15 protein-coding genes and 1 pseudogene are annotated in these 19,560 nt (G+C 64.6%); 4 read left to right on the forward strand and 12 right to left on the reverse strand.

Annotation, left to right across the window (positions count from 1 at the left end; genetic code table 11):
- Positions 1-36: 36 nt before the first annotated feature.
- The 7 genes and pseudogenes from BLS11_RS17500 to BLS11_RS17525 all read right to left on the reverse strand — a co-directional run bounded on the left by BLS11_RS17500 (position 37) and on the right by BLS11_RS17525 (position 7,657).
- On the reverse strand, positions 37-1,485 hold the full coding sequence (locus tag BLS11_RS17500) for an MATE family efflux transporter (protein ID WP_092539087.1): 1,449 nt from the start codon (positions 1,483-1,485) through the stop codon (positions 37-39).
- A 176-nt stretch (positions 1,486-1,661) separates the two neighbouring features.
- Complete coding sequence (locus BLS11_RS17505) at positions 1,662-3,143, reverse strand: family 4 glycosyl hydrolase (RefSeq protein WP_092539088.1); 1,482 nt, start codon at positions 3,141-3,143, stop codon at positions 1,662-1,664.
- Between the two features lie 103 nt (positions 3,144-3,246).
- Positions 3,247-3,432, reverse strand: a pseudogene (locus tag BLS11_RS20040) (beta-xylosidase family glycoside hydrolase); the annotation flags it as partial.
- Positions 3,433-3,909: 477 nt separating this feature from the next.
- On the reverse strand, positions 3,910-4,689 hold the full coding sequence (locus BLS11_RS17510) for an SDR family NAD(P)-dependent oxidoreductase (RefSeq protein ID WP_092539089.1): 780 nt from the start codon (positions 4,687-4,689) through the stop codon (positions 3,910-3,912).
- Positions 4,690-4,745: 56 nt separating this feature from the next.
- On the reverse strand, positions 4,746-6,113 hold the full coding sequence (gene uxaC, locus BLS11_RS17515; protein WP_092539090.1) for a glucuronate isomerase: 1,368 nt from the start codon (positions 6,111-6,113) through the stop codon (positions 4,746-4,748).
- 69 nt (positions 6,114-6,182) lie between these two features.
- On the reverse strand, positions 6,183-7,139 hold the full coding sequence (locus BLS11_RS17520) for a mannonate dehydratase (RefSeq protein WP_175454494.1): 957 nt from the start codon (positions 7,137-7,139) through the stop codon (positions 6,183-6,185).
- A gap of 62 nt (positions 7,140-7,201) precedes the next feature.
- A complete protein-coding gene (locus BLS11_RS17525; protein WP_092539091.1) occupies positions 7,202-7,657 on the reverse strand; it encodes a universal stress protein in 456 nt (151 codons plus the stop codon).
- A gap of 181 nt (positions 7,658-7,838) precedes the next feature.
- Between BLS11_RS17525 and BLS11_RS17530 the strand changes: the two genes are divergently transcribed.
- Positions 7,839-9,650, forward strand: coding sequence for an endo-1,4-beta-xylanase (locus BLS11_RS17530; protein ID WP_092539092.1), 1,812 nt, complete (start codon positions 7,839-7,841; stop codon positions 9,648-9,650).
- Positions 9,651-9,824: 174 nt separating this feature from the next.
- Positions 9,825-10,091, forward strand: a complete 267-nt coding sequence (locus BLS11_RS17535) for a hypothetical protein (protein ID WP_114936195.1) — start codon at positions 9,825-9,827, stop codon at positions 10,089-10,091.
- A 23-nt stretch (positions 10,092-10,114) separates the two neighbouring features.
- Here BLS11_RS17535 and BLS11_RS17540 read toward each other — a convergent pair whose 3' ends face one another.
- The 5 genes from BLS11_RS17540 to BLS11_RS17560 form a co-directional block, all read right to left on the reverse strand.
- Positions 10,115-11,242, reverse strand: coding sequence for an ABC transporter ATP-binding protein (locus BLS11_RS17540; protein WP_092539094.1), 1,128 nt, complete (start codon positions 11,240-11,242; stop codon positions 10,115-10,117).
- Positions 11,235-12,305, reverse strand: coding sequence for an ABC transporter ATP-binding protein (locus BLS11_RS17545; protein ID WP_092539095.1), 1,071 nt, complete (start codon positions 12,303-12,305; stop codon positions 11,235-11,237). The genes BLS11_RS17540 and BLS11_RS17545 overlap by 8 nt, the downstream gene beginning before the upstream one ends.
- Before the next feature lie 2 nt (positions 12,306-12,307).
- A complete protein-coding gene (locus BLS11_RS17550) occupies positions 12,308-13,354 on the reverse strand; it encodes an ABC transporter permease (protein WP_092539096.1) in 1,047 nt (348 codons plus the stop codon).
- Positions 13,341-14,360, reverse strand: coding sequence for an ABC transporter permease (locus BLS11_RS17555; protein ID WP_092539097.1), 1,020 nt, complete (start codon positions 14,358-14,360; stop codon positions 13,341-13,343). The genes BLS11_RS17550 and BLS11_RS17555 overlap by 14 nt, the downstream gene beginning before the upstream one ends.
- Before the next feature lie 155 nt (positions 14,361-14,515).
- Positions 14,516-16,357 (reverse strand): ABC transporter substrate-binding protein, encoded by a 1,842-nt coding sequence (locus BLS11_RS17560; protein ID WP_092539098.1) that lies wholly within the window; start codon positions 16,355-16,357, stop codon positions 14,516-14,518.
- 122 nt (positions 16,358-16,479) lie between these two features.
- Between BLS11_RS17560 and BLS11_RS17565 the strand changes: the two genes are divergently transcribed.
- Positions 16,480-18,549, forward strand: a complete 2,070-nt coding sequence (locus BLS11_RS17565; protein WP_092539099.1) for an alpha-glucuronidase family glycosyl hydrolase — start codon at positions 16,480-16,482, stop codon at positions 18,547-18,549.
- A gap of 121 nt (positions 18,550-18,670) precedes the next feature.
- The gene (locus tag BLS11_RS17570; RefSeq protein WP_092539100.1) at positions 18,671-19,555 is read left to right on the forward strand and encodes a fumarylacetoacetate hydrolase family protein; all 885 of its coding nucleotides are present in this window, start codon (positions 18,671-18,673) and stop codon (positions 19,553-19,555) included.
- The last annotated feature ends 5 nt before the right edge of the window (positions 19,556-19,560 follow it).

Genomic DNA, 19,560 nt, shown 5'->3' on the forward strand with positions numbered 1-19,560 from the left:
ACGTCGGGGTGTGACGGCCCCGCTCTCGGGGTTCGGTCAGTCGTCGTCGGCAGCGGTCTGCGGCCGGTAATCGCGGCTGATACGCTTCCACTTCCCGGAGCGGAATCGATAGTAGTTGATGAGCGTGGACGGAACCGTCTCGCCGAGAAACGACAGATAGAGACCGAACAGACCCAACGACGTCGTCGCGCCGAGGTACGTGAGGGGGACTGCGAATCCGAACATCCCGATTGCACGGCCGTAGAACGGCCAGTTCGTGTCGCCCGTCGCGTCGAGCGCACCTGCGATACTGGCCGTGACGCCCTGCGGGACGACGGCGACGCAGGCCGCGTAGACGAACCCGACCGCCACGGGGACCGCGGGCGAACGCGGGTCGTCGACGAAGAGATGCACTATCGGCTCGGCGAACGCCGCGACGACGACCGCCGCGAGAACGTACGTCGCCACGGTGAAGTAGGTTATCTCCCGTCCGTACGTCTCCGCGTCGTCCTCGTCGTTCGCACCGAGGGACTGCCCGACGAGACTGCTCGCCGCGAGGCCGAACCCCCACCCTGGCGTGTTCATCAGTCCCCAGATTCGACGGCTGATGACGTAGGCGGCGACGACGTGCGGTCCGAGCATACCCACGGAGGCGAGTATCGGGAAGCGAGCGACGGTCCACACGGACGTTCGACCCACCACCGGCATCCCGATGGAGAGCAGATCGCCGAACATGTCCCGGTCGACGTACCGACCGAACGGCGCGACACGAACCGGGAACTTACCGACTCCCGGGAATCGGCCGAAGGAGAGGCCGAGGGCGAACGCCGTCGTGACGAGGACGCTCGCGACGACGGTGCCGACTGCGGCGCCGACGACGCCCATGTCGAGTCCGAAGACGAAGACCGCGTTGAGGGCAATGTTCGTGACCGCTCCGCCGGAGCGAACGACCATCGGCGTCCACGCGTCGTCGACGCCGATGAACGCCCGACTTCCGATCTGGTTCAGGATGGCGAAGGGGACGCCGAGAGCGAGGAGTCGGAGGTACGCGGCGCCGTACTCGACGGCCGCGAGGTCGTCGCTCAGAACGGAGAGGAGTTCGTTCGGGAACGCCCAGAAGAGTGCGGTGAACGGCAGGGCGATTGCGGTCACCAGGAATGCGCTCGACCGGACGACCTGCGCGAGTTCGTCGTGGGCCGACGCGCCGTATCGCTGCGAGACGAGGGCGATGGTCCCGGCCGCCATACCGCTGCCGATGGCGAACGACATCCCCCAATAGGGGCCGGCGAACCCCATCCCGGCGATGGCCGTCGGGCCGACGGCGATGCCGACCATCGCCACGTCCACGACGCCCACCGACATGCGGGCGAGGCCGGTGACGATGCGGGGCCACGCGAGGTCCGTGGTCCGCCGCGCCCGTTCTGGTGAGACGAGACCGAGACGACCGAGTACCGCGCCGATACCGACGAGAAGGAGGTGAAGTGGGTTCGGAGTGCGCACCGGTATTCGTCAGGAGCCTGTCGTCGGCCGGCAATAAACGTTGGCAACGCGGAACGCCGACCGCGCCGGTGACGACGACGCTCGTAGGTTCGGGGGGCACGGACGACGAGGCGGTCAGCGGGCTGTTGAAACCGTGGGGAAGGCGGACGACACCGGGGGAGTATCCGCCCGAGACGGCGCGCTCAGTACGCGTCCGCCTTCGCCAGCACCTCCGCCTCGTCGAGATTCCAGTCGTCGAGATACTCCTCCTCGGCGGCGGCGAGTTCCGCGAACAGTTCGCGCGCCTCCTCGGTCTGGAGGGTGCGTACCTGCGGGTCGAGCAGGAACCCGCGGAACGCGTGGTCGAGGTCACCGGTTCGGGCGGCCTCGACGACCGTCTCTATCGTGTCGACGTGCGTCCGAAGTAACGACCGGACCGGCCGGGGGAACCCGCCGGCGGACAGGGGTCGAATCTCGTTCGCGCCGACGAGCGCGTTGGTCTCGACGACCGCCCCGCGTTCGATGCCCTCGACCTGCCCGCGGTTGGGGACGTTGACGTTCGTGACGAACTTCCCGCCGCCCGAGAGGGCTTCGAGAACGTCGAGGAGCACCTCGCCGGAGGCTTCGAGTTCGAACTCCGTTTCGCCGGAGAGCCACGCTTCGACGTCCGTAGTCTGTTCGGACTCGGAGGGGGTCCAGTGTTTCGCGCGGAAGTCGCTCCCGGTGCGCTTGACGCCCCACCGGTTGAGTTCCTCCTTGCCGCCTTGCAGGAACCACGTGGCGTACTCGACGATGTGTCGGTCGCCCGCGAACGGGAGGAGGTCGAACTCGCGGTAGAGTTCCCACGAGACCTGCCACGGGTCGGTGAAGGGGCTCTCGTCTTCGAGCTCTGCGGGGGAGAACGTTCGATTCCCCTCCTCGCCGTGCGCCAACTCGTCGATGAGAGGCCAGAGGTCCACGCCTCGGCAGTACGCCTCGTCTATCCACGTGAAGTGGTTGATGCCTTTGACGTTGACCGAAACGTCGCTTCGATCGGCGTCCATCCCGAGATGCTCGGTGGCGAGTTTCGCGAGGCGGTCGCGGCCGTGGAGCACCTCGTGACACATGCCGAACGCGTTGATGTCGGGGAACTCGTCGTACAGCGCTCGCGTGACGAAGTGAACGGGGTTGGTGAAGTTGAACACCCACGCGTCGGGGCAGTTCTCGCGGACGGCGGCCGCGAACTCCCGGTAGAGCGGTATCGTCCGCATCGCGCGGAAGATGCCGCCGGGACCGATAGTCGCTGCGACCGCGCCGTAGATGCCGTGTTCCTTCGGGATGTCGAGGTCGTGGACGAACGTCTCGGTGGGGTTGTACTGGGTCGATAGCAACACGACGTCCGCCCCGTCGAGTGCCGCGGCGAGGTCGTCGGTGGCCGTGTACTCCCAGTCGGCGGTCGTCGCGTCGCGGTCCTGCACCCAGTTTCCGAACTCGGCGTTCCGCGCCGCGCTCTCGATATCGACGTCGTACAGTCGGACGGTCCCGTCGAACGCCGAGAGAGCGAGGTCCTGTACGAGGTCCGGAACCCACTGGCGACTTCCGCCGCCGACGTAGGCGACGGTGACGTCGTCGGCGTCGAGGCGCTTCCCGGTCGTGGACGACGAGTTCGCGGACGCTGCGCTCGGCTCTCTCGCAACTTGCTCCATAGCGGCCGACTGGTCCCTGAGTTACAAAGGCGTATCGGAATCGTGCGATGAGGTGACGAATCTCATCCCCGCCCGGTCGGCATCGGGAGCGCCGAAAGCGGGCCGGCGTCTCGGCGGGCGACACGTTCCCGGTGGCGTAGAGACCGACGAAGACGCCGGTGAACCCGCCGGCGACTTTCGTCGAGAGGCACTCGCTCCGCGTCGACCCCATCGACCAGCGTCGCCCGTCTACCACCGCCGAACCGCCCGCGCCGCGCCCTCCGTTCTCTACATTAGAACGATTGTTCATGCAAGATCCCGGGGTCGCTCGCGCACGCCGAACGTCCGTGTCGAACCGCCGACCGGACGGTGAGTTTGGCCACACGACTGAGGAGACGGATGCCCGCCCCGGTGATATATCCGACGAGCGGAATCGAGAGGACGTGATAACTGTTCTCAGTCACCAATGACGCTTCGGAAGGTGGTACCGTACTGACGACCGGCGACGAATGCCGACCGGGTCCGAAGGCCCTCGTATGCGTGTGGCTCATCCGCAAGTCGGCCCAATTCCGCCGATACACGGACGCATACGCCGAAAAATCCGTTTTCTATCTCTGAATGGGAATCCGCTCCCTCTCCCATCTTCGGGCTTCCGTTACATCCCTAATACTGTAACCCCCGCCGGACGCGGCCCGGACGAGAGTTCTACGATAGAGAACGTCGGTCCGAGCGGGGGAGAACGCGGGAACGGCCGGAAGTCGAACCGAACGGTGCCCTACTAGGGATGCTACTGGTCGCCGGACCCCCACCCGTACGCCTGCCATCCGCCGTCGGCGTGGAGAACCTCCCCGGTGACGAAGTTGTTCCGGCCGACGAGAAAGAGCGCACACTCGGCCATCTCCTCGACGCTACCGAACCGGTTCATCGGCGTCCGGTCGCGGATGTCGTCGTCGGTGTACCCGGCCGACCCCTGGGTCTGTTCGGTTATCTCCGTCCAGATGAACCCGGGCGCGAGGGCGTTGACGTGGATGTCGTGTTCGGCCCACTCCACGGCGAGCGTCTGCGTGAGGTTGTTCACGCCGGCTTTCGCTGCGCAGTACGGCGACCGTTTTTGGAGCCCCCGACTCCCCATCAGCGAGGAGATATTGAGAATCGCGCCGCCGTCCTCCTGTTCCATCATCCGTCTGCCCGCGGCCTGACAGCCGATGAACGTGCCGACCAAGTCGACGTCGACGACCTTACGCCACTCCTCGATGTCGAACTCGTGAGCCTCGTCGAGTATCGTGAGGCCGGCGTTGTTCACCATCACGTCCACGCCTCCGAACCGTTCGACGGTGGTCTCCACCAGCGCTTCCATCGCGCCTTCGTCCGTGACGTCCGCTTCGACGCCGACGGCGGTGCCGCCGTCGTCGGCTATCGCTTCGGCCGCCTCGTCGGCCCGTTCCTGCGACCGGGAGTTGACGACGACGTTCGCTCCCTCCGCGGCGAACCGTTCGGCGATTCCTTTACCGATTCCCTGACTGGACCCCGTGATTATCGCAGTCTCTCCGTCGAGCTGTTGTGACATGCTCGTTCGACACCTCCCGTGAAAAACACTTCATTGTACCGGACGTTCGACCCGGCTCAGAGACCGTACAGCTCCTTCGGCCTGTCGTAAGCGACGCGTTCGACCAGTCGCCGGGCGTTGTCGGCGGGTATCTGCCCGCGTTCGACCATCTCGCCTGCTACGTTGGCGAGCGTCCGCCGGAACATCTCGAACCGGGACCCGTAGGAGACGAGTTTCCGCGAGTCGCTGACCATGCCGGCGTAGTTCGCGAGAAGGTCGACGGCGGCGACGCGTTCTAACTGGTTCGCAAGTCCGAACGGACTGTCGTTGAACCACCACGCCGGTCCGACGCTCACGTTCGGGTACGCGCGGGCGACCACCGTCGCACTCGGGTAGTGCGTCGGGTCCAACGTGTAGAGGACGATGTCCATCTCGCCGTCGAAGGCGTCGAGGAAGTGGTCGAGTCCCGCGACGATGTCCACGTCCTGCGTCGAGACGTCGCCGCCGGCGTTGGGGCCGACGGCGTCGTAGAGGGCGTCCCGATAGTCGCGGACCGCGCCGACGTGGAGTTGCGTCACCCACCCCGCCTCCGCGTTCAACTCGCCGACGTACTCGAGGAGGAACGCTTTGAAGTCGCGCACCTCCGCATCGTCGAGGGCGTCCCCCCTGCGCGCTTTCTCGTAGACGCCGCCCGCGCGTTCGCGACTCACCGGTTTCGAGACGGGGTCGGTCCCGACTCCGACGTCGCAGGCGACGCAACCGCGGTCGACGAAGTACTCGTGCGTCTCCGCGAGTGCGTCGAGGAAGCCGTCGAACGCCTCGACGTCGCTCTCGGTCACGGAATCGAGCTCCGATACGAACGTCGACCACTCGGCGTTCTCCACCTTCAGCGCCCGGTCCGGACGCCACGTGGGACGAATATCGACGCCCTCGACTTCCGTCTCGGCGCGTTCGTGGTACTCCAGACGCGACGTAGGATCGTCGCTGCTACAAAGCGCTTCGACGTTCATCTCGCGGAGAATCTCCTGCGGCCGTTTCTGCGGGTCGGCGAGTTGGCGCTTCGTCTCGGCCCATATCTCGTCGGCCGTCTCCGCGTTCAGCGGTTTCTCCACGCCGAACCGCCGCTTCAAGTCGAGGTGAATCCACTCGTAGGTGGGGTTGCCCGCGAAGTCGGGGCAGACTTCCGCGAGGGCGTTCCACTTCTCCCGGTTGTCGGCGTCGCCGGTAATCTTCTCCTCGGGGACGCCTCGCTTCCGCATGAGCTGCCAGACGTAGTGGTCTGTCGCGCCTTCCACCTCCCAGATGTCGGTCCACGGTTCGTTCTCGACGACTTCGGCCACGTCGATGTGGTTGTGCGGGTCGACGACCGGAAGGTCGGCGATGGCGTCGTAGAGGTCCGCCGCCGCGTCCGACTGCAGCAGGTAGTCCTCGTCGATGAATCCCATGACCGAACCTGCTCGGACGCCGACAATAAAACTTCGGACCGGTCCAGAACCGACGCCAGAACGACGCAGCTACCGGTCATCGGTGCGCTCTAAGAGCCCCTTCATGTAGCCCACGGCGAACAGGCGACCCATGTCGGTGTACCCCGCTTGCGTGCCCTCCCTGTCCTGTTCGCCGAGCATCTTCGGGACGTGGTCGGGACGGACGGGTCCGTCGAACCCCACGTCCCGGTACGCCTCCATCGCGGCGAGCATGTCGGTCTGCCCCTCCTCGTGCCACGTCTCGGTGAACGACTCCGCCTCCCCCTCCACGTCGCGGAAGTGGACGAAGTGGATTCGGTCGCCGAAGCGGTGAATCGCCTCGGGGACGTCGGCCCCCATCGCCGAGAAGTTGCCTTGACAGAACGTCAGCCCGTGGTTCGGGCTGTCGTGGAGGTCCAAGATTCGTCGGACGTTCTCGATGGAGTTGACGAGTCGAGGCACGCCGCGGACGGACGGTACGGGGGGGTCGTCGGGGTGAAGCGCGAGCTCGACGCCCGCCTCCTCCGCGACGGGAACGACTTCGTCTAGGAAGTATTCGAGATTCTCCCAAAGCTCCGACTCGCTAATATCGACGGGGTAGTCGGGGGCACGTTCGGACTGTTCGTGTTCGTACGCCGTCGTCCGCGATTCGCCGCGGAGCGGAACGGAGTCCGAGGTTCGAATCACGCCGACGGGGTTCTCCGTCCACACCCACGAGTAGACGCCGATGTCGGCCCGCCCCATGTTTCGGAGTAACCGTTTGACCGTCGCTATCTCCTCGTCGCGTCCCTCGCGGCCGAGAACCGTGTCGGTCATCGGCGGGCGGTCCTCGACGACGTCCAAGGAGAGGCCGTGGTCGGCGAAGCGATTGCGCGTCTTCAGCAACGAGTCGTACGTCCACCACTCCTCTTGGCCCCAGAAGCGAACGACGGCCGTCGAAAGCCCGAGCTGTTTGGCGATCGTCCACCGGCGGTCGGGGTGCGGCGGGAGCATCCACGTAACGTCCATATTTCTAAGCTCTGCGAGCGTCGGTATATAGGTTGTGCGACTCGTTTCGACCCGTCCCGCCGTCAGTCCGTCTTGACCGTCACGTAGCCGGGGAAGTTCAGGACGAGTCGTTGGGTGGTGTCGCCGAACACGGCTTTCCCCGTCGGGGTCCGGCGGTTACCGAGGACGAACACGTGGTCACAGTCGCGTTCTTCGGCCACCTCGATGACGCGGTCCGCTTCCACCTCCTCGGTGACGTCCGCGACGACGGACCACTCGACGTCGAACCCGTCCAACGCTTCCGCGGCGAGTTCGTCGGCGAACTGGCGCGCGACGCCGACGGCGTTGTCGTCGGTGTACGCCGTGTTCTCCACCTCCCCGATTTTGTCGAGGGCGTCCCGCGCACTCTCGTACTCCGACTCGGTTAGCGGCGAGTAGAGTACGAGTTCGGCGTTCGCCCCGCCGGCGTAGGCGGCGGCCTCCCGGAGCAACTCTGCGCAGTCGTAACGGTCGTCTAGTACGACGAGTGCGTCCTTCATGTGACAGACATTAGCAGCCTCCTATATAATTGCTCGGCTGACCGTCCGGCGACGGGTAAATGCGTCGTGACGTACTCACGACGACATTTATCTCGACGCGAATTACATCCAACGTTCAGAAATTTTCATTACGTAACCCGTCGAGTAGACAACCGGTGCTTCGGCGCACCGAGACGAAGCTATGTCCGAACGCAACTCACTAGACCACGGACCGTCGGCAGACGAACCGACGGACGAGAGCGAGGAGACACGGGACGCAGAGACAACCGAGACGGTGGGCGGACTCGACAGACGACGGTATCTGCAGATACTGGGCGCGGCCGGCCTACTCGGGTTCGGCGCAGGCAGTTCGTCCGCCGCGTCCGCGGCGGCGGATTCGGACGCACGGACCGTCGAGGTGACCGACGAGGACGAGGCGGACTGGGAGGCGGCCGCGGACGAGCGAATCCGCGAGCACCGAACCGCCGACCTCACCGTCGAAGTCGTCGACGACGACGGAAATCCGGTCGCCGCCGACGTGACCGTGGCGATGACCGAACACGCCTACGGGTTCGGAACGGCGGTCAACGCGGGTACCCTCATAGAGGAGACGGAACCCGGCGACCACTACCGCGAGTACATCCCGGAACTGTTCAACAAGGCGGTTCTGGAAAACCACCACAAGTGGCGCTTCTGGGGGGAGAGCACCGAACTCTCCGACGAGGCGACGCGGTGGATTCTCGACCGCGGCCTCGACCTCCGAGGGCACGTCGCCCTGTGGGGGAACGTCGAAGCGTGGGCGGTTCCGCCGGACGTGGTGAAGGCGATGGGCGTCGAGTGGGAGGACAACGGCGTCACCGACCCGGAACTCGACCCCGGGTACGTCTACGAGCGAACGACCGAACACGTCCGGGAGATAATCGAACACTACGGCGACGACATCGAGGAGTGGGAGGTGTACAACGAGGCGATTCACCAGACCAGAATCGTGGAGGCGATAGAGGGCGGCGAGATTCCCGACGGGGCGGACTACAACGCGTGGACCGCCCCCGTCGTCAGCGAGTGGTACGACATCGCCGCGGACGCCGCGCCCGACGGCGTCACGTTGGCCACGAACGACTACAACGTCTTCGCCGGGCCCTACGAGAGCGAACGCGAGCGCTATCGAGCGCAGATCGAATCCCTCCGAGACGACGGCGTCGCCATCGGCAGTATCGGACTGCAGAGTCACTTCGGGAAGGACGAGACGCTCTCCTCGGTCGAAATGCTCGAAGGACTCAACGAGTACGCCCAGTACGGCGCTGACCTCAAAGTGACCGAGTTCGACACCGCGGACGATAGCTGGGGCGACGAGGCGAAGGCCGACTACCTCTATCGGTTCCTGAAGACGCTGTACAGCCACCCGGCCACGTCCGACTTCCTGATGTGGGGCTTCTGGGACGGCCGTCACTGGCAGGGCGAAGCGCCCCTGTTCTACGAGGACTGGTCGAAGAAACCGGCGTACGACGCGTACACCGAACTCGTGTTCGACCAGTGGTGGACCGACACGTCCGGGACGACGGACGACGGGACGTTCTCCGCGAGGGCCCACCTCGGGTACTACGACCTGACGCTGTCGGTGGACGGCGGAAAGTTCGAACTAAACGCGGCCGTCACCGACCCGTCGACCGAGACGGTTTGCGTCCAGACCGTCGAGATAGACGTTCTCGGCGGCGGAAACGGGAACTCGAACGGCAGCGTGCCCGTCCGCGTCTCCGACGGCGACGCGTTCGAGGTCGACGGTCTCGACACCGACACGGTTCGCTTCGGCGCTCCCGACGCCGTCAACGACGGCGGGGGCAGTCCCGTGCAGACCGAGCGGAACCGCGGCGGTGGAAACGGAAACGGCGACGGTCCCGACCACCGCGTCTTCGTCTTCGACGCCGAGGAGAGCGCTCTCGACGGCGGCGCTGCGATGCTCCGCGGCGAAACCGACGACGGAACGGTCGTCGTCGGGTACGACGACGACGCGTAGACCGCCCCGACCGAAATCGAGCGTCGCGTCCGCTCGCCTCCCGCACGCCGCGTCACCGCGGTACGTCGACGGAGAACATCGGCGTTCGGCGCGGCGCTCCGTCGCTCCGACTCCAGTCTACGGTCGGGCGAGGCGGTGGAACTAATAGCGCGGGAAGACAGATACGGCCGAACGATGAACTGGTCACGCGAGGAGTTCTGGGAGCGGATGGAGGGATTCCGCGTCCTCTGGTTCTGTCTGGCGGTCGCCGACGTACTGTTTGGACTGGTGGCGGTCGCGACGCTCGTCGTGATGCCGTTCGATACGTCGGAGCCGAGCGTCGTCATCGCCGTCCTCGACATCGCCATCGTCGTCGTGACGCTAGTCCCCCTCACGTACGTCCTCTACCGACTCCGGCAGCGGCAACGGGAGAAAGAGGCGCGCCGGGCGACGGCGGAGTAGTCGAGAGCGAACCGTAGCCGGCCTCAGTCGTCCGCTTCGCCGCCCGTTATCGAACTCCGGCCGTCCGTCGATTCGAGGTCTTCGATGGGTTCGCTCTCCCAGTACGGATGGTCGTCGTCGTACACCCGAAAGCAGGCCGCGGGATGGGTGGCGTCGGCGTCGCGTTGGCGCGTCGACTCCTCCAGCGTCGGTTCTTGTTGTGCGCACACCTCGCGCGCCTCGGGGCACCGCGTGTGGAAGCGGCACCCGCTCGGGGGGTCGACCGGGTCGGGGATGTCTATCTCCCGAATCGGCGGCTCGGAGATGTCGTCGGTCCTGGCTTCGAGGTCCGGCGTCGCCCACTGAAGCACCTTCGAGTAGGGGTGTTTCGGGTTCTTCAGAACCTCTTCGGTCGGGCCGATTTCGACCATCTGCCCGAGGTACATGATGCCGATTCGACCGCCCGTCTTCTTCGTGAGGTAGCGAGCGTTCGAGAGGTTGTGCGAGATGAACAGGAACGACGTGTTGAACTGCTCCTGCAGTTCGAGCATCAGGTCCATCATGTCCACGCGCAGGCTCACGTCGAGTGCGCTGACCGCCTCGTCCGCGAGGATGAGGTCGGGGTTCATCAACAGCGCACGGATGAGCGCGACGCGCTGTTTCTCGCCGCCGGAGAGTTGGTGCGGATAGCGTCCCGAGTAGTCCTCGGCCGGCTTCATGCCGACGCGTTCGAGCATGCCGTGGATGCGCGCCTCCCGGTCGTCCGTCGACATCTCGGGGTGCCACGTCTTCAGCGGCCGTTCGAGCGTGTTGAGCACCCGGCGGTTCGGGTTGAGCGAACTCCCGGGGTCCTGATGGATTATCTGCAGTGCGCGGCGGATGTCGCCGAACGGAATCTCCGCGTCGGAACTGTTCTCGCGCGCCTCCCAGATGTCCTGTCCGCGGTATTTGACGCTGCCACTGGTCGGTCGCTGGAGGCCGATTGCGGTCTTCCCGAGCGTCGTCTTCCCGCACCCGGACTCACCGACGAGGGCGACGACGTCGTTCTCGCCGATTTCGAGGTCGACCCCGTTGACCGCCTGCACCGTCTGTTCGTCGGAGAAGAAGCCGCTCTTGTTGGTGAAGTGAACCTCCACGTCCTCCATCGAGATGACGGGTCGGTCGCTACTCATCGTACCGCACCCCCTCGATGTGCAGCGGAATCTCCTCGGGAACGTCCTCCCAGAAGTGACAGGCCGCCCTGTTCGTCACTCCGGAGCCGTCGTCGGCGTCGGTTTCGTACATCTCCGGGTCGACGTCGACGCATATCTCCTCGGAGAGCGGGCATCGCGGGTGGTACGAACAGCCCTGCGGGACGTTCACCGGGTCGGGGCTCTCGCCCTCGATGGGTTCCATCTCGTCGACGGGCGTGTTTAGGTTCGGCGTCGAATTTATCAGCGCGCGGGTGTACGGATGGTGGCCGTCGTGGACGATAGTCTCCGCCGACCCGATTTCGCAGAACTCGAAGGCGTACATCACCGCGATGCGGTCGGCGAGACCGGACGCGAGTTCCAAGTCGTGCGTGATGAAGACCATCGTCAGGTTGTACTCCTCGCGCAGTTCCGACAGCAACGCGATGATGGAGCGCTGCATGAGCAGATCCAGCGCCGCGGTCGGTTCGTCCATCACGAGCACCTCGGGTTCGAGGATGAGAGACAGCGCGATGAGCGCGCGCTGTTTCATCCCGCCGGAGAGTTCGTGCGGGTAGGCGTTGAGGATGCGTTCGGGGCTGAGGTAGACGTCCGAGATGAGCTGTCGCGCCCGGTCCATCCCCTCCTGCTTCGGTACGTCGTGAGCCTTGAGCGTCTCCTCGAAGTGGTCGCCGATGGTCATCGTCGGATTCCACGAGTCCATCGCGCCTTGGAACACCATCGCCACGTCCTCCCACCGCATCTGACGGAGGCCCTCTTCGGTCTGTTCGAGGACGTCGACCGTCCCCCCGCGTTCGGGGTAGTACTCTATCTCGCCGAACGTCAGCCCCGGTTCGGGGACGGCGTCGAGGAGGGCGGAGGCGAACATGGACTTGCCAGACCCGCTCTCCCCGACGACGCCGAGGATTTCGCCCCGCCTGATATCGACGTCGACGCTGTTGAGGACGCGAGACTCGCCGCGTTCGAGGTCGAACGAGACCGAGAGGTCTCGAATCGACATTACGTTCTCCGATTCGGCGCTTCCGTGTTGCTCTTGTAAACTCATGGTTAGAACATCCCTTTCGTTGTGTCGTCGGTGTCCGCGTCGGCGTCAGCGCTGACGGCACCGCTGGTGTCTGCGTGCCGTGCGCGGACGCGCGGATTGAACAGTCGGTCGGTACCCTGTGCGAACAGTATGAGGCCGAACACGAGGAGGATGACGGTGACCATCGGCGTGATGATCCAGTACGCCGTCTCCCACGTGTAGAGTGCACCCGCCGTCGAGTAGGCGCGACTCATCATCACGCCCCAGTTCGGTTTCGACGTCGGGAGGAGACCGAGGAAGTACAGCCCGACGGAGGCGAAGATGACGTTCCGCGCCGCCTGCACGAAGTTCACGACCACGTACGGCATGAGGTTCGGCAGGATGTCTTCGCGGATAATCGTCCCCGTCGGAACGCCTATCGTCCGCGAGGCCTCGATGTAGGACTCTTCGCGGATAGTCAGAACCTGCGAGCGAATGGACCGCGCCAGCCCCGCCCACGCGTTGATGGACAGGACGACGCCGATGACGAGCGGATTCCGCGGTTGGAGCAGCACCGAGAGGACGATGACGAGCGGAAGCCCCGGAATCGTCATCGCGATGTCGGTGAGCGTCATCAGGACCCGGTCGGTGAACCCGCGTTTGTAGCCCGACACCGTACCGACGGCCGTCGCGACGACCGTCGAGAACACGGCACCGGAGGCGATCATCTGAAGCATCCACGGCGTCGCGTGGACTATCTGTGCGAAGATGTCGCGACCGAGGTTGTCGGTCCCGAGGGGGAACTCCGTCGTCTGGAAGGCGCCGACGTACCGGGCTCCCTCCCCGATGGTGGGGGGTTCGACGAAGTAGACGCCGACTGTCCCCATGATCACGTACAGCAGGATGATGAGCGAACCGACGCGGACCCGCCAGTCCGACCACGCGATGCGACAGGACGCCACCACCACCGCGTCGAACCAGCGACGGTAGCGGTCCCGCCGCGTTCGTTCGACTTCCGAGTTGACTTGGAACAGGGAGTCTCCGTCTTCGGCCTGACCGTCTTGATTGGTAGATGTCTCAGTATGACTCATGGTCACCACCTCCGGCACGCGGGTCGATGAATCCGTACGTCGCGTCGGCGATGAACACGCCGATAGCGACCGTTATCGTGATGATGAGGAATCCACCCATCATCAACGGGTAATCTCGGGCCCCGATCGACTGATAGAGGTAGTAGCCGACGCCGGGGTAGCGGAAAATCTGTTCGAGGATGACCGACCCACCGAAGACGAACCCGATGGAGATCATCAGCCCGGTGTACATCGGGAGAATCGCGTTCCGACCGACGTACCAAAGCGAGATGCGCCGCGAGGGGAGACCGCGGAGTTGGGCGACGCGCAGGTAGTCCTCGCCGAGGATGCGGATGCTGTTCCCGCGCATGCTGAGCGCCCACCCGCCGAACCCCGTGATAACGAGCGACATGATGGGCAGGGCCGCGTGGTGGAGTGCGCCAGCGAGGAACGGGTAGTTGAAGCCGACGGTCGTCCCGGAGGTCATCCGCCCGCCCGTCGGGAACCATCCCAGTTGGTAGCCGAGAACGTAGACCAGGAGGATACCCGCGACGTAGTACGGAACGGAGTTCAGGAAGATTCCGTTGAGCGTCGTTCCCACGTCGATGAGTTCTCCCTCGTTGTACGCCATCACCGCTCCCAAGGAGACGCCGAGGACGAACGTGAGGGTAATCGACGTCACCATCAGCAGTAACGTCCACGGAAGGGCGTTCGCGAGGATATCAGCGACCGGTTCGCTATAGATGATCGAGCGACCGAGGTCGCCGCTTACGGTGGAGACAACGTAGTCGATATACTGTTGCCACACCGGTTTGTCGGGGTTGACGTTCGTGTACACCTCGACGAGTCGGTTGATCTGTTGCATGTTCACGTCGCCGGACGAGGACTGGATGAGCTGTCCGCGTAAGTAGTCCATCGGTCCCCCCGGCATCAATCGAATCATCCCGAACGTCAGGGAAATCACCACGTACACCGTTAGAATGGCTTGTGCCACTCTCTTTGTGATACGGCCTACCATGTAACGCATGTCCTTACCAAGCTACATTAATCTTCCTGATTTATCGGTATCGTCCCGCCGTCGTAACCCTCGCGAACGAACGTCGCGGAGACGGCCCTGCGCCGAAAGAGAAGCCACGAGTCGCACGCCGCCGTCGGTCGGGACGCGTCGCGTTCGTCAGGTCGTTACTGCTCGCGGGCCGTCGCCGCGCCGACGCGCGGCCACCAGTAGTAGTGGAACTGGACGTACTGCTCCTCCGACCCCTTCTCGGGGACGTTCCACTCGTTTGTGTTCCAGAACCCCTGAGACTGCTTCTCCACGATGGGGTATATCGGCAGCGACTGGTTGATGACCCAGCCCACCTCTTGGACCAGCTGGTTGATCTTCTTCTCGTCCGAGGACGTCCCCAGTTGCTGGAGTTTCGACACGATATCGACGGTCTGCGGTTCCCCGTCGGGTTCGCCCATCGGCGGCGCTTTCGGCTCTTGGGGGTAGTTCAGGTTCGTCTTGACGGTACCGCTGTTCAGAATCCACGACTGGGTGAAGAACGGGTCGGTCTGTCCCGAGTTGTTCCAGAACCAGGGTGCGATTTTGAAGTTCGACGACCCCCAGTGCTGCCCGAAGAACGTCGTGTTCTCGACGTTCTTGTTGGTCGCCTCGATGCCGAAGTCGGTCAGCATCTGCGAGACGATTCGGCTCATGCTGACGAAGTCGCTCCATCCGGCGGGGACGGGGATGTCGAAGGCGAACTTATCGCCGTTCGGCTTGTGCCACGTGCCACTGCGCTTCTCGTACCCTTCGGATTCGAGCAGTTTCGTCGCCTTCTCCTTGTTCGTGTAGGAACTGTAGATGTTCTTGTTGTTGCCGAGGTGGCGGTCCCACGTGTCGCTGTGGAAGCTCCCCACGCCGATGGGGACTTTCACGGCGGCCTTCGTGTCGTCGACGAGCGTCGCGATGCGGTTCTGGTCGATGATGTGTGCGATGGCGCGGCGGACGTTTCGCTTTCCGAAGTCCTCGTCGTCGTGATTGAACGCGATGGAGTAGCCGTTGTGGGAGGGGATGCGGTACTCCTGGACGGCGTCGGGGAGTGACTCGCGGATGCGCTTGGGGAAGAACGTCGTCGTCGTCGCGTCAAGTCCAGAGAGGTTCTTCATCGCGGCCCACTGCTGTTGGTTCGAGGACATGTACTCCACCTCGTAGTACGGGAAGTTGATCTGGTCCGCGGAGGCGTGGTCCTCCACCTTCGCCAGCTTGAGAACCTGCTGGTCCGCGGATTCGTACTTGAACGGACCGGAGCCGATCGGTTCGCTCGGCTGGTAGTCCTGAATGTCCGACTGAAGCTGCGTGAGCTCCTCGTCCGACATCTCGGGGTCGTATCGCTCTACGAACTTCCCGTACCGACTCGTCGGCGTGTCGAGCCAACTCTGGGAGAGCGTCGTCATGATAACCGACTCCCGGTAATCGCTCGCCATCGTGTACTCGACTGTCGTCTCGTCGGCCGCGACGACGTCGTCGATGTAGTCGCTGACCGCGTAGCCGAATATCTCGTCTATCCTGAACTTCGTGACGACGTCCTCGGCCGTCACCGGGTCGCCGTTGTGCCACGTGTCGTTCTCGCGGATGTTCACGGTCAGCGTCTTGCCGTCGACGGACCAGTCTTGGAACAGATACGGGATGAGTTCGCCCGTCTTCCGGTTGTTGCGGAGGAACGGGTCGAACACCACCTTCCCGCCCTGCTGGGCGTAGTGGCTCGGCGCGTAGGAGTTCCACTGGAGGTCCGTCGGAACGTACCGGCCGGGGACCGTCAGCGACTGATCTACCAACCCGTTCCCGCTTTCGTCTTCGCTCGTCGATCCGCTCCCCTCGCCGCCGCCCTCGAGGGCACCGGTGCCGACGCCGGTCCCGGTCCCTTCTTCGGGGGTGTCTCCGGAGCAACCGGCGAACGCCGCGGCGCCTGCGGCACCGCTCATCGCGAGCATCTGTCTACGGCTCAGCCTAGTGGCCGGGCTATTGTTATCGTTAGCCATACCGCACCATATTTCATGGATGATTATAATACTTTCCAACGTCGCCCAAATCGAGCGTGCGAACGGAGCACGTCCGTTCGAGAGCGGGGTTTTTTACGCGACGTTTGCGATTATCGACGCAGATGCGAGTTACTGACTACGACGACTGCTGGCTACAGTACGACGCCGTCGAAGACCCGGCGATTCGTTCGTCGTACCGGACGCGGTGCACCCACGTGTTCGCCTCGACGGAAGGCCCGGAACTCGGCGTCGCACGCGACGAACTCCGAACCGGCCTCGGCGGACTCCTCGGGCGCGACCCCCACCTGTGGATGCATCCGCCGCGGTCCGTCGACGGCTTTCTCGCCGTCGGACGGCGCGAACGGATGGCGGTCGTTCGCGCCGCCGTCGACGCCGAAGAAATCGACGCACTCCACGAGGAGGGGTACATCGTCCGGTCGGTCGAGTGGGAGGGCAAGGACTGTATCGTCGTCACGGCGGCGACGGACAAGGGGATGCTGTACGGCGTCTACCACCTGCTCCGCCGCATGGCCGCCCGCCGACCACTCGCGGACGTCGACATCGTGGAGGAACCGAAGACCGAAGAGCGACTCGTCAACCACTGGGACAACCCATTCCGCGCGTCCGTCGAACGCGGATACGCCGGCACGTCGATATTCGACTGGGAGCAGTTACCCGACCTGCGCGAACGCTACCGCGACTACGCACGCCTCCTCGCCTCCGTCGGCATCAACGGCATCGTCCTCAACAACGTCAACACGCAGAAACCGGACCGACCCGGTGCGAATCCGGCCGTCGCGGAGATGGAGGGATGGCAGTTGCTACGGGAACGGAACCTTCCGAAGGTTGCGGCCATCGCGAGCGTCTTCCGCCGGCACGGCATCCGGACGTACCTCTCGGTCAACTACGCCGCGCCGATACTCGCGGGCGACTTAGACACCGCCGACCCATTAGACGACGACGTGGCGCGGTGGTGGGCCGAGAAGGCCGACGAGGTGTACGACCACGTCTCGGACTTCGGGGGGTTCCTCGTGAAGGCCGACTCCGAGGGGCAACCCGGTCCGTACGACTACGACCGGAACCACGCGGAGGGAGCGAACCTCCTCGGGCGGGCGTTGGAACCCCACGGGGGGCGCGTCTACTGGCGCGCGTTCGTCTACGCCTCGCACAAGGACCGCTCCGTGCAGGCGTACGACACGTTCGAACCGCTCGACGGCGAGTTCCTCGACAACGTCACCGTCCAGATAAAGAACGGCCCCATCGACTTCCAACCCCGCGAACCGATCTCCTCGCTGTTCGGGTCGATGCCCGAGACGAGCGTCGCCTGCGAACTCCAGATAACGCAGGAGTACACCGGGCAGGGCGTCCACGCCTGCTACCACGTCCCCCTGTGGAAGGAGACGCTCGACACCGACACGTACGCCGACGGCGAGGGGACGCCGGTCAAAGACTTACTCTCCCGCCGCGAGGGACGGGGACTCGCCGGCGTCGGAAACGTCGGCGAAGACCCCAACTGGACCGGCCACTACCTCGCGCAGTCGAATCTCTACGGGTACGGCCGCCTCGCTTGGAACCCGGACCTCGACGCCGAGACTATCACCGACGAGTGGGTGCGGCAGACGTTCGGGAACGACCCGGACGTCGTCGAGGCGGTGTCCGACATCCTCCACGACTCGTGGCCCGCCGTCCTCGACTACACGACGGGGCACCTCGGACTGATGCACATGATGTACAACCAAGACGACGTGTTGGAGAACCACTACAACCCCTCGCCCGGCGAGTGGCCCGGATACCACGGGGCCAGCGAGGACGGCATCGGCGTCGACCGGTCGGAGTACGCAGAACAGTTCCACAGTCCGCTCTCGGAGCGGTACGCGTCGGTCGAAGACTGCCCCGACGAACTGCTGTTGTTCTTCCATCACCTCCCGTGGGACCACGAACTCGACGACGGGACGACGGTGGTGCAACGACTCTACGACAACTGCTTCGAGGGCGTCGAGGAAGTCCGCTCGATGCGCGACCGGTGGGCCGAACTCGACGATCGCGTCGATACGGCGCGACACCGCCACGTCGCCGAACGGTTCGACGAACAACTCGCCCACGCGAAGCACTGGCGGGACACGATGGTCGCGTACTTCTACGACCACGCCGGCATTCCCGACGCACACGGGCGCGTCCCCCGCGACGACTGAGTTCGAGGCCCGTCGTCCCCTCATGACGCCCGCTCCGTCCGTCAACGAAGCGGTTGGTCCCCTTTTCGGTGGGGATTCCGCTACCCGATACTCTTTTCACCGCATCTACACATCCACCAGTATGCGGTACTACCAGCTCCCGAGCAGAGAGCGTAGTTCAGCTACCGACTCCCTCGTCGTCGTAGACGAGAAGGGCGACGCGTACGATCTGACGTCCGCGTCGGACGACCTCGAGTCGTTTACGCACCTCGCTCGCGCGGCCAACGCTAGCGACCGTTCGATAGACGCTATCGCACGCGACCGACTCTCGGACGCCGAGCGACGCGACATCGAAGACGTCGACGGAGACGAACTCCTGCCGGTCGTCCCGGACGAAGTGTGGGCGGCGGGCGTTACGTACAGCATCAGTGAGAAAGCGCGCAAGGCCGAGAGCGGCAAGCCGGAAGTGTACATCGACGTCTACGACAGCGAACGGCCGGAGCTGTTCTTGAAGGCGACGCCGTCGCGAACGGTCGGGCCGCACGACTCCATCGGCGTCCGCGGCGACTCCGAGTGGAACGTGCCGGAACCGGAACTGGGCGTCGTCCTCCACCGCGGGAGCGTCGTCGGTTACACCGTCGGCAACGACGTGAGTAGTCGGGACATCGAGGGGGAAAACCCCCTCTACCTCCCGCAGGCGAAGGTGTACGACCGCTGCTGTTCCATCGGCCCCTGCGTCGCCACCGAGGAAGCCGTCGGGGACCCCCACGACCTCACCATGTCGCTCACCATCGAACGCGGCGACGAGGTAGTGTACGAAGGTTCGACGTCGACGAGCGAGATGGCGACCACCTGCGAAACGCTCGTCGAGTACCTCCGTCGCCACAACAACCTCCCCGAGACGCTCGTGTTACTCACCGGCACCGCCCTCGTCCCGCCGGACACGTTCACGCTTCACGAGGGGGACCGAGTTTCGATAGATATCGACCACATCGGACGCCTCGTCAACGACACCGTCGCCGTGTGAACGGC

The organism is Halopelagius longus, assembly GCF_900100875.1.
In the GTDB taxonomy this organism is placed as follows: Archaea; Halobacteriota; Halobacteria; order Halobacteriales; family Haloferacaceae; genus Halopelagius; species Halopelagius longus.

Coding starts and splice junctions, on each gene's coding strand:
- BLS11_RS17555 (WP_092539097.1), bottom strand. CDS start 14,360: ATGCGTTACATGGTAGGCCGTATCACAAAGAGAGTGGCACAAGCCATT.
- BLS11_RS17540 (WP_092539094.1), bottom strand. CDS start 11,242: ATGAGTAGCGACCGACCCGTCATCTCGATGGAGGACGTGGAGGTTCAC.
- BLS11_RS17565 (WP_092539099.1), top strand. CDS start 16,480: ATGCGAGTTACTGACTACGACGACTGCTGGCTACAGTACGACGCCGTC.
- BLS11_RS17535 (WP_114936195.1), top strand. CDS start 9,825: ATGAACTGGTCACGCGAGGAGTTCTGGGAGCGGATGGAGGGATTCCGC.
- BLS11_RS17520 (WP_175454494.1), bottom strand. CDS start 7,139: ATGGACGTTACGTGGATGCTCCCGCCGCACCCCGACCGCCGGTGGACG.
- BLS11_RS17530 (WP_092539092.1), top strand. CDS start 7,839: ATGTCCGAACGCAACTCACTAGACCACGGACCGTCGGCAGACGAACCG.
- BLS11_RS17545 (WP_092539095.1), bottom strand. CDS start 12,305: ATGAGTTTACAAGAGCAACACGGAAGCGCCGAATCGGAGAACGTAATG.
- BLS11_RS17550 (WP_092539096.1), bottom strand. CDS start 13,354: ATGAGTCATACTGAGACATCTACCAATCAAGACGGTCAGGCCGAAGAC.
- BLS11_RS17510 (WP_092539089.1), bottom strand. CDS start 4,689: ATGTCACAACAGCTCGACGGAGAGACTGCGATAATCACGGGGTCCAGT.
- uxaC (WP_092539090.1), bottom strand. CDS start 6,113: ATGGGATTCATCGACGAGGACTACCTGCTGCAGTCGGACGCGGCGGCG.
- BLS11_RS17525 (WP_092539091.1), bottom strand. CDS start 7,657: ATGAAGGACGCACTCGTCGTACTAGACGACCGTTACGACTGCGCAGAG.
- BLS11_RS17570 (WP_092539100.1), top strand. CDS start 18,671: ATGCGGTACTACCAGCTCCCGAGCAGAGAGCGTAGTTCAGCTACCGAC.
- BLS11_RS17505 (WP_092539088.1), bottom strand. CDS start 3,143: ATGGAGCAAGTTGCGAGAGAGCCGAGCGCAGCGTCCGCGAACTCGTCG.
- BLS11_RS17560 (WP_092539098.1), bottom strand. CDS start 16,357: ATGGCTAACGATAACAATAGCCCGGCCACTAGGCTGAGCCGTAGACAG.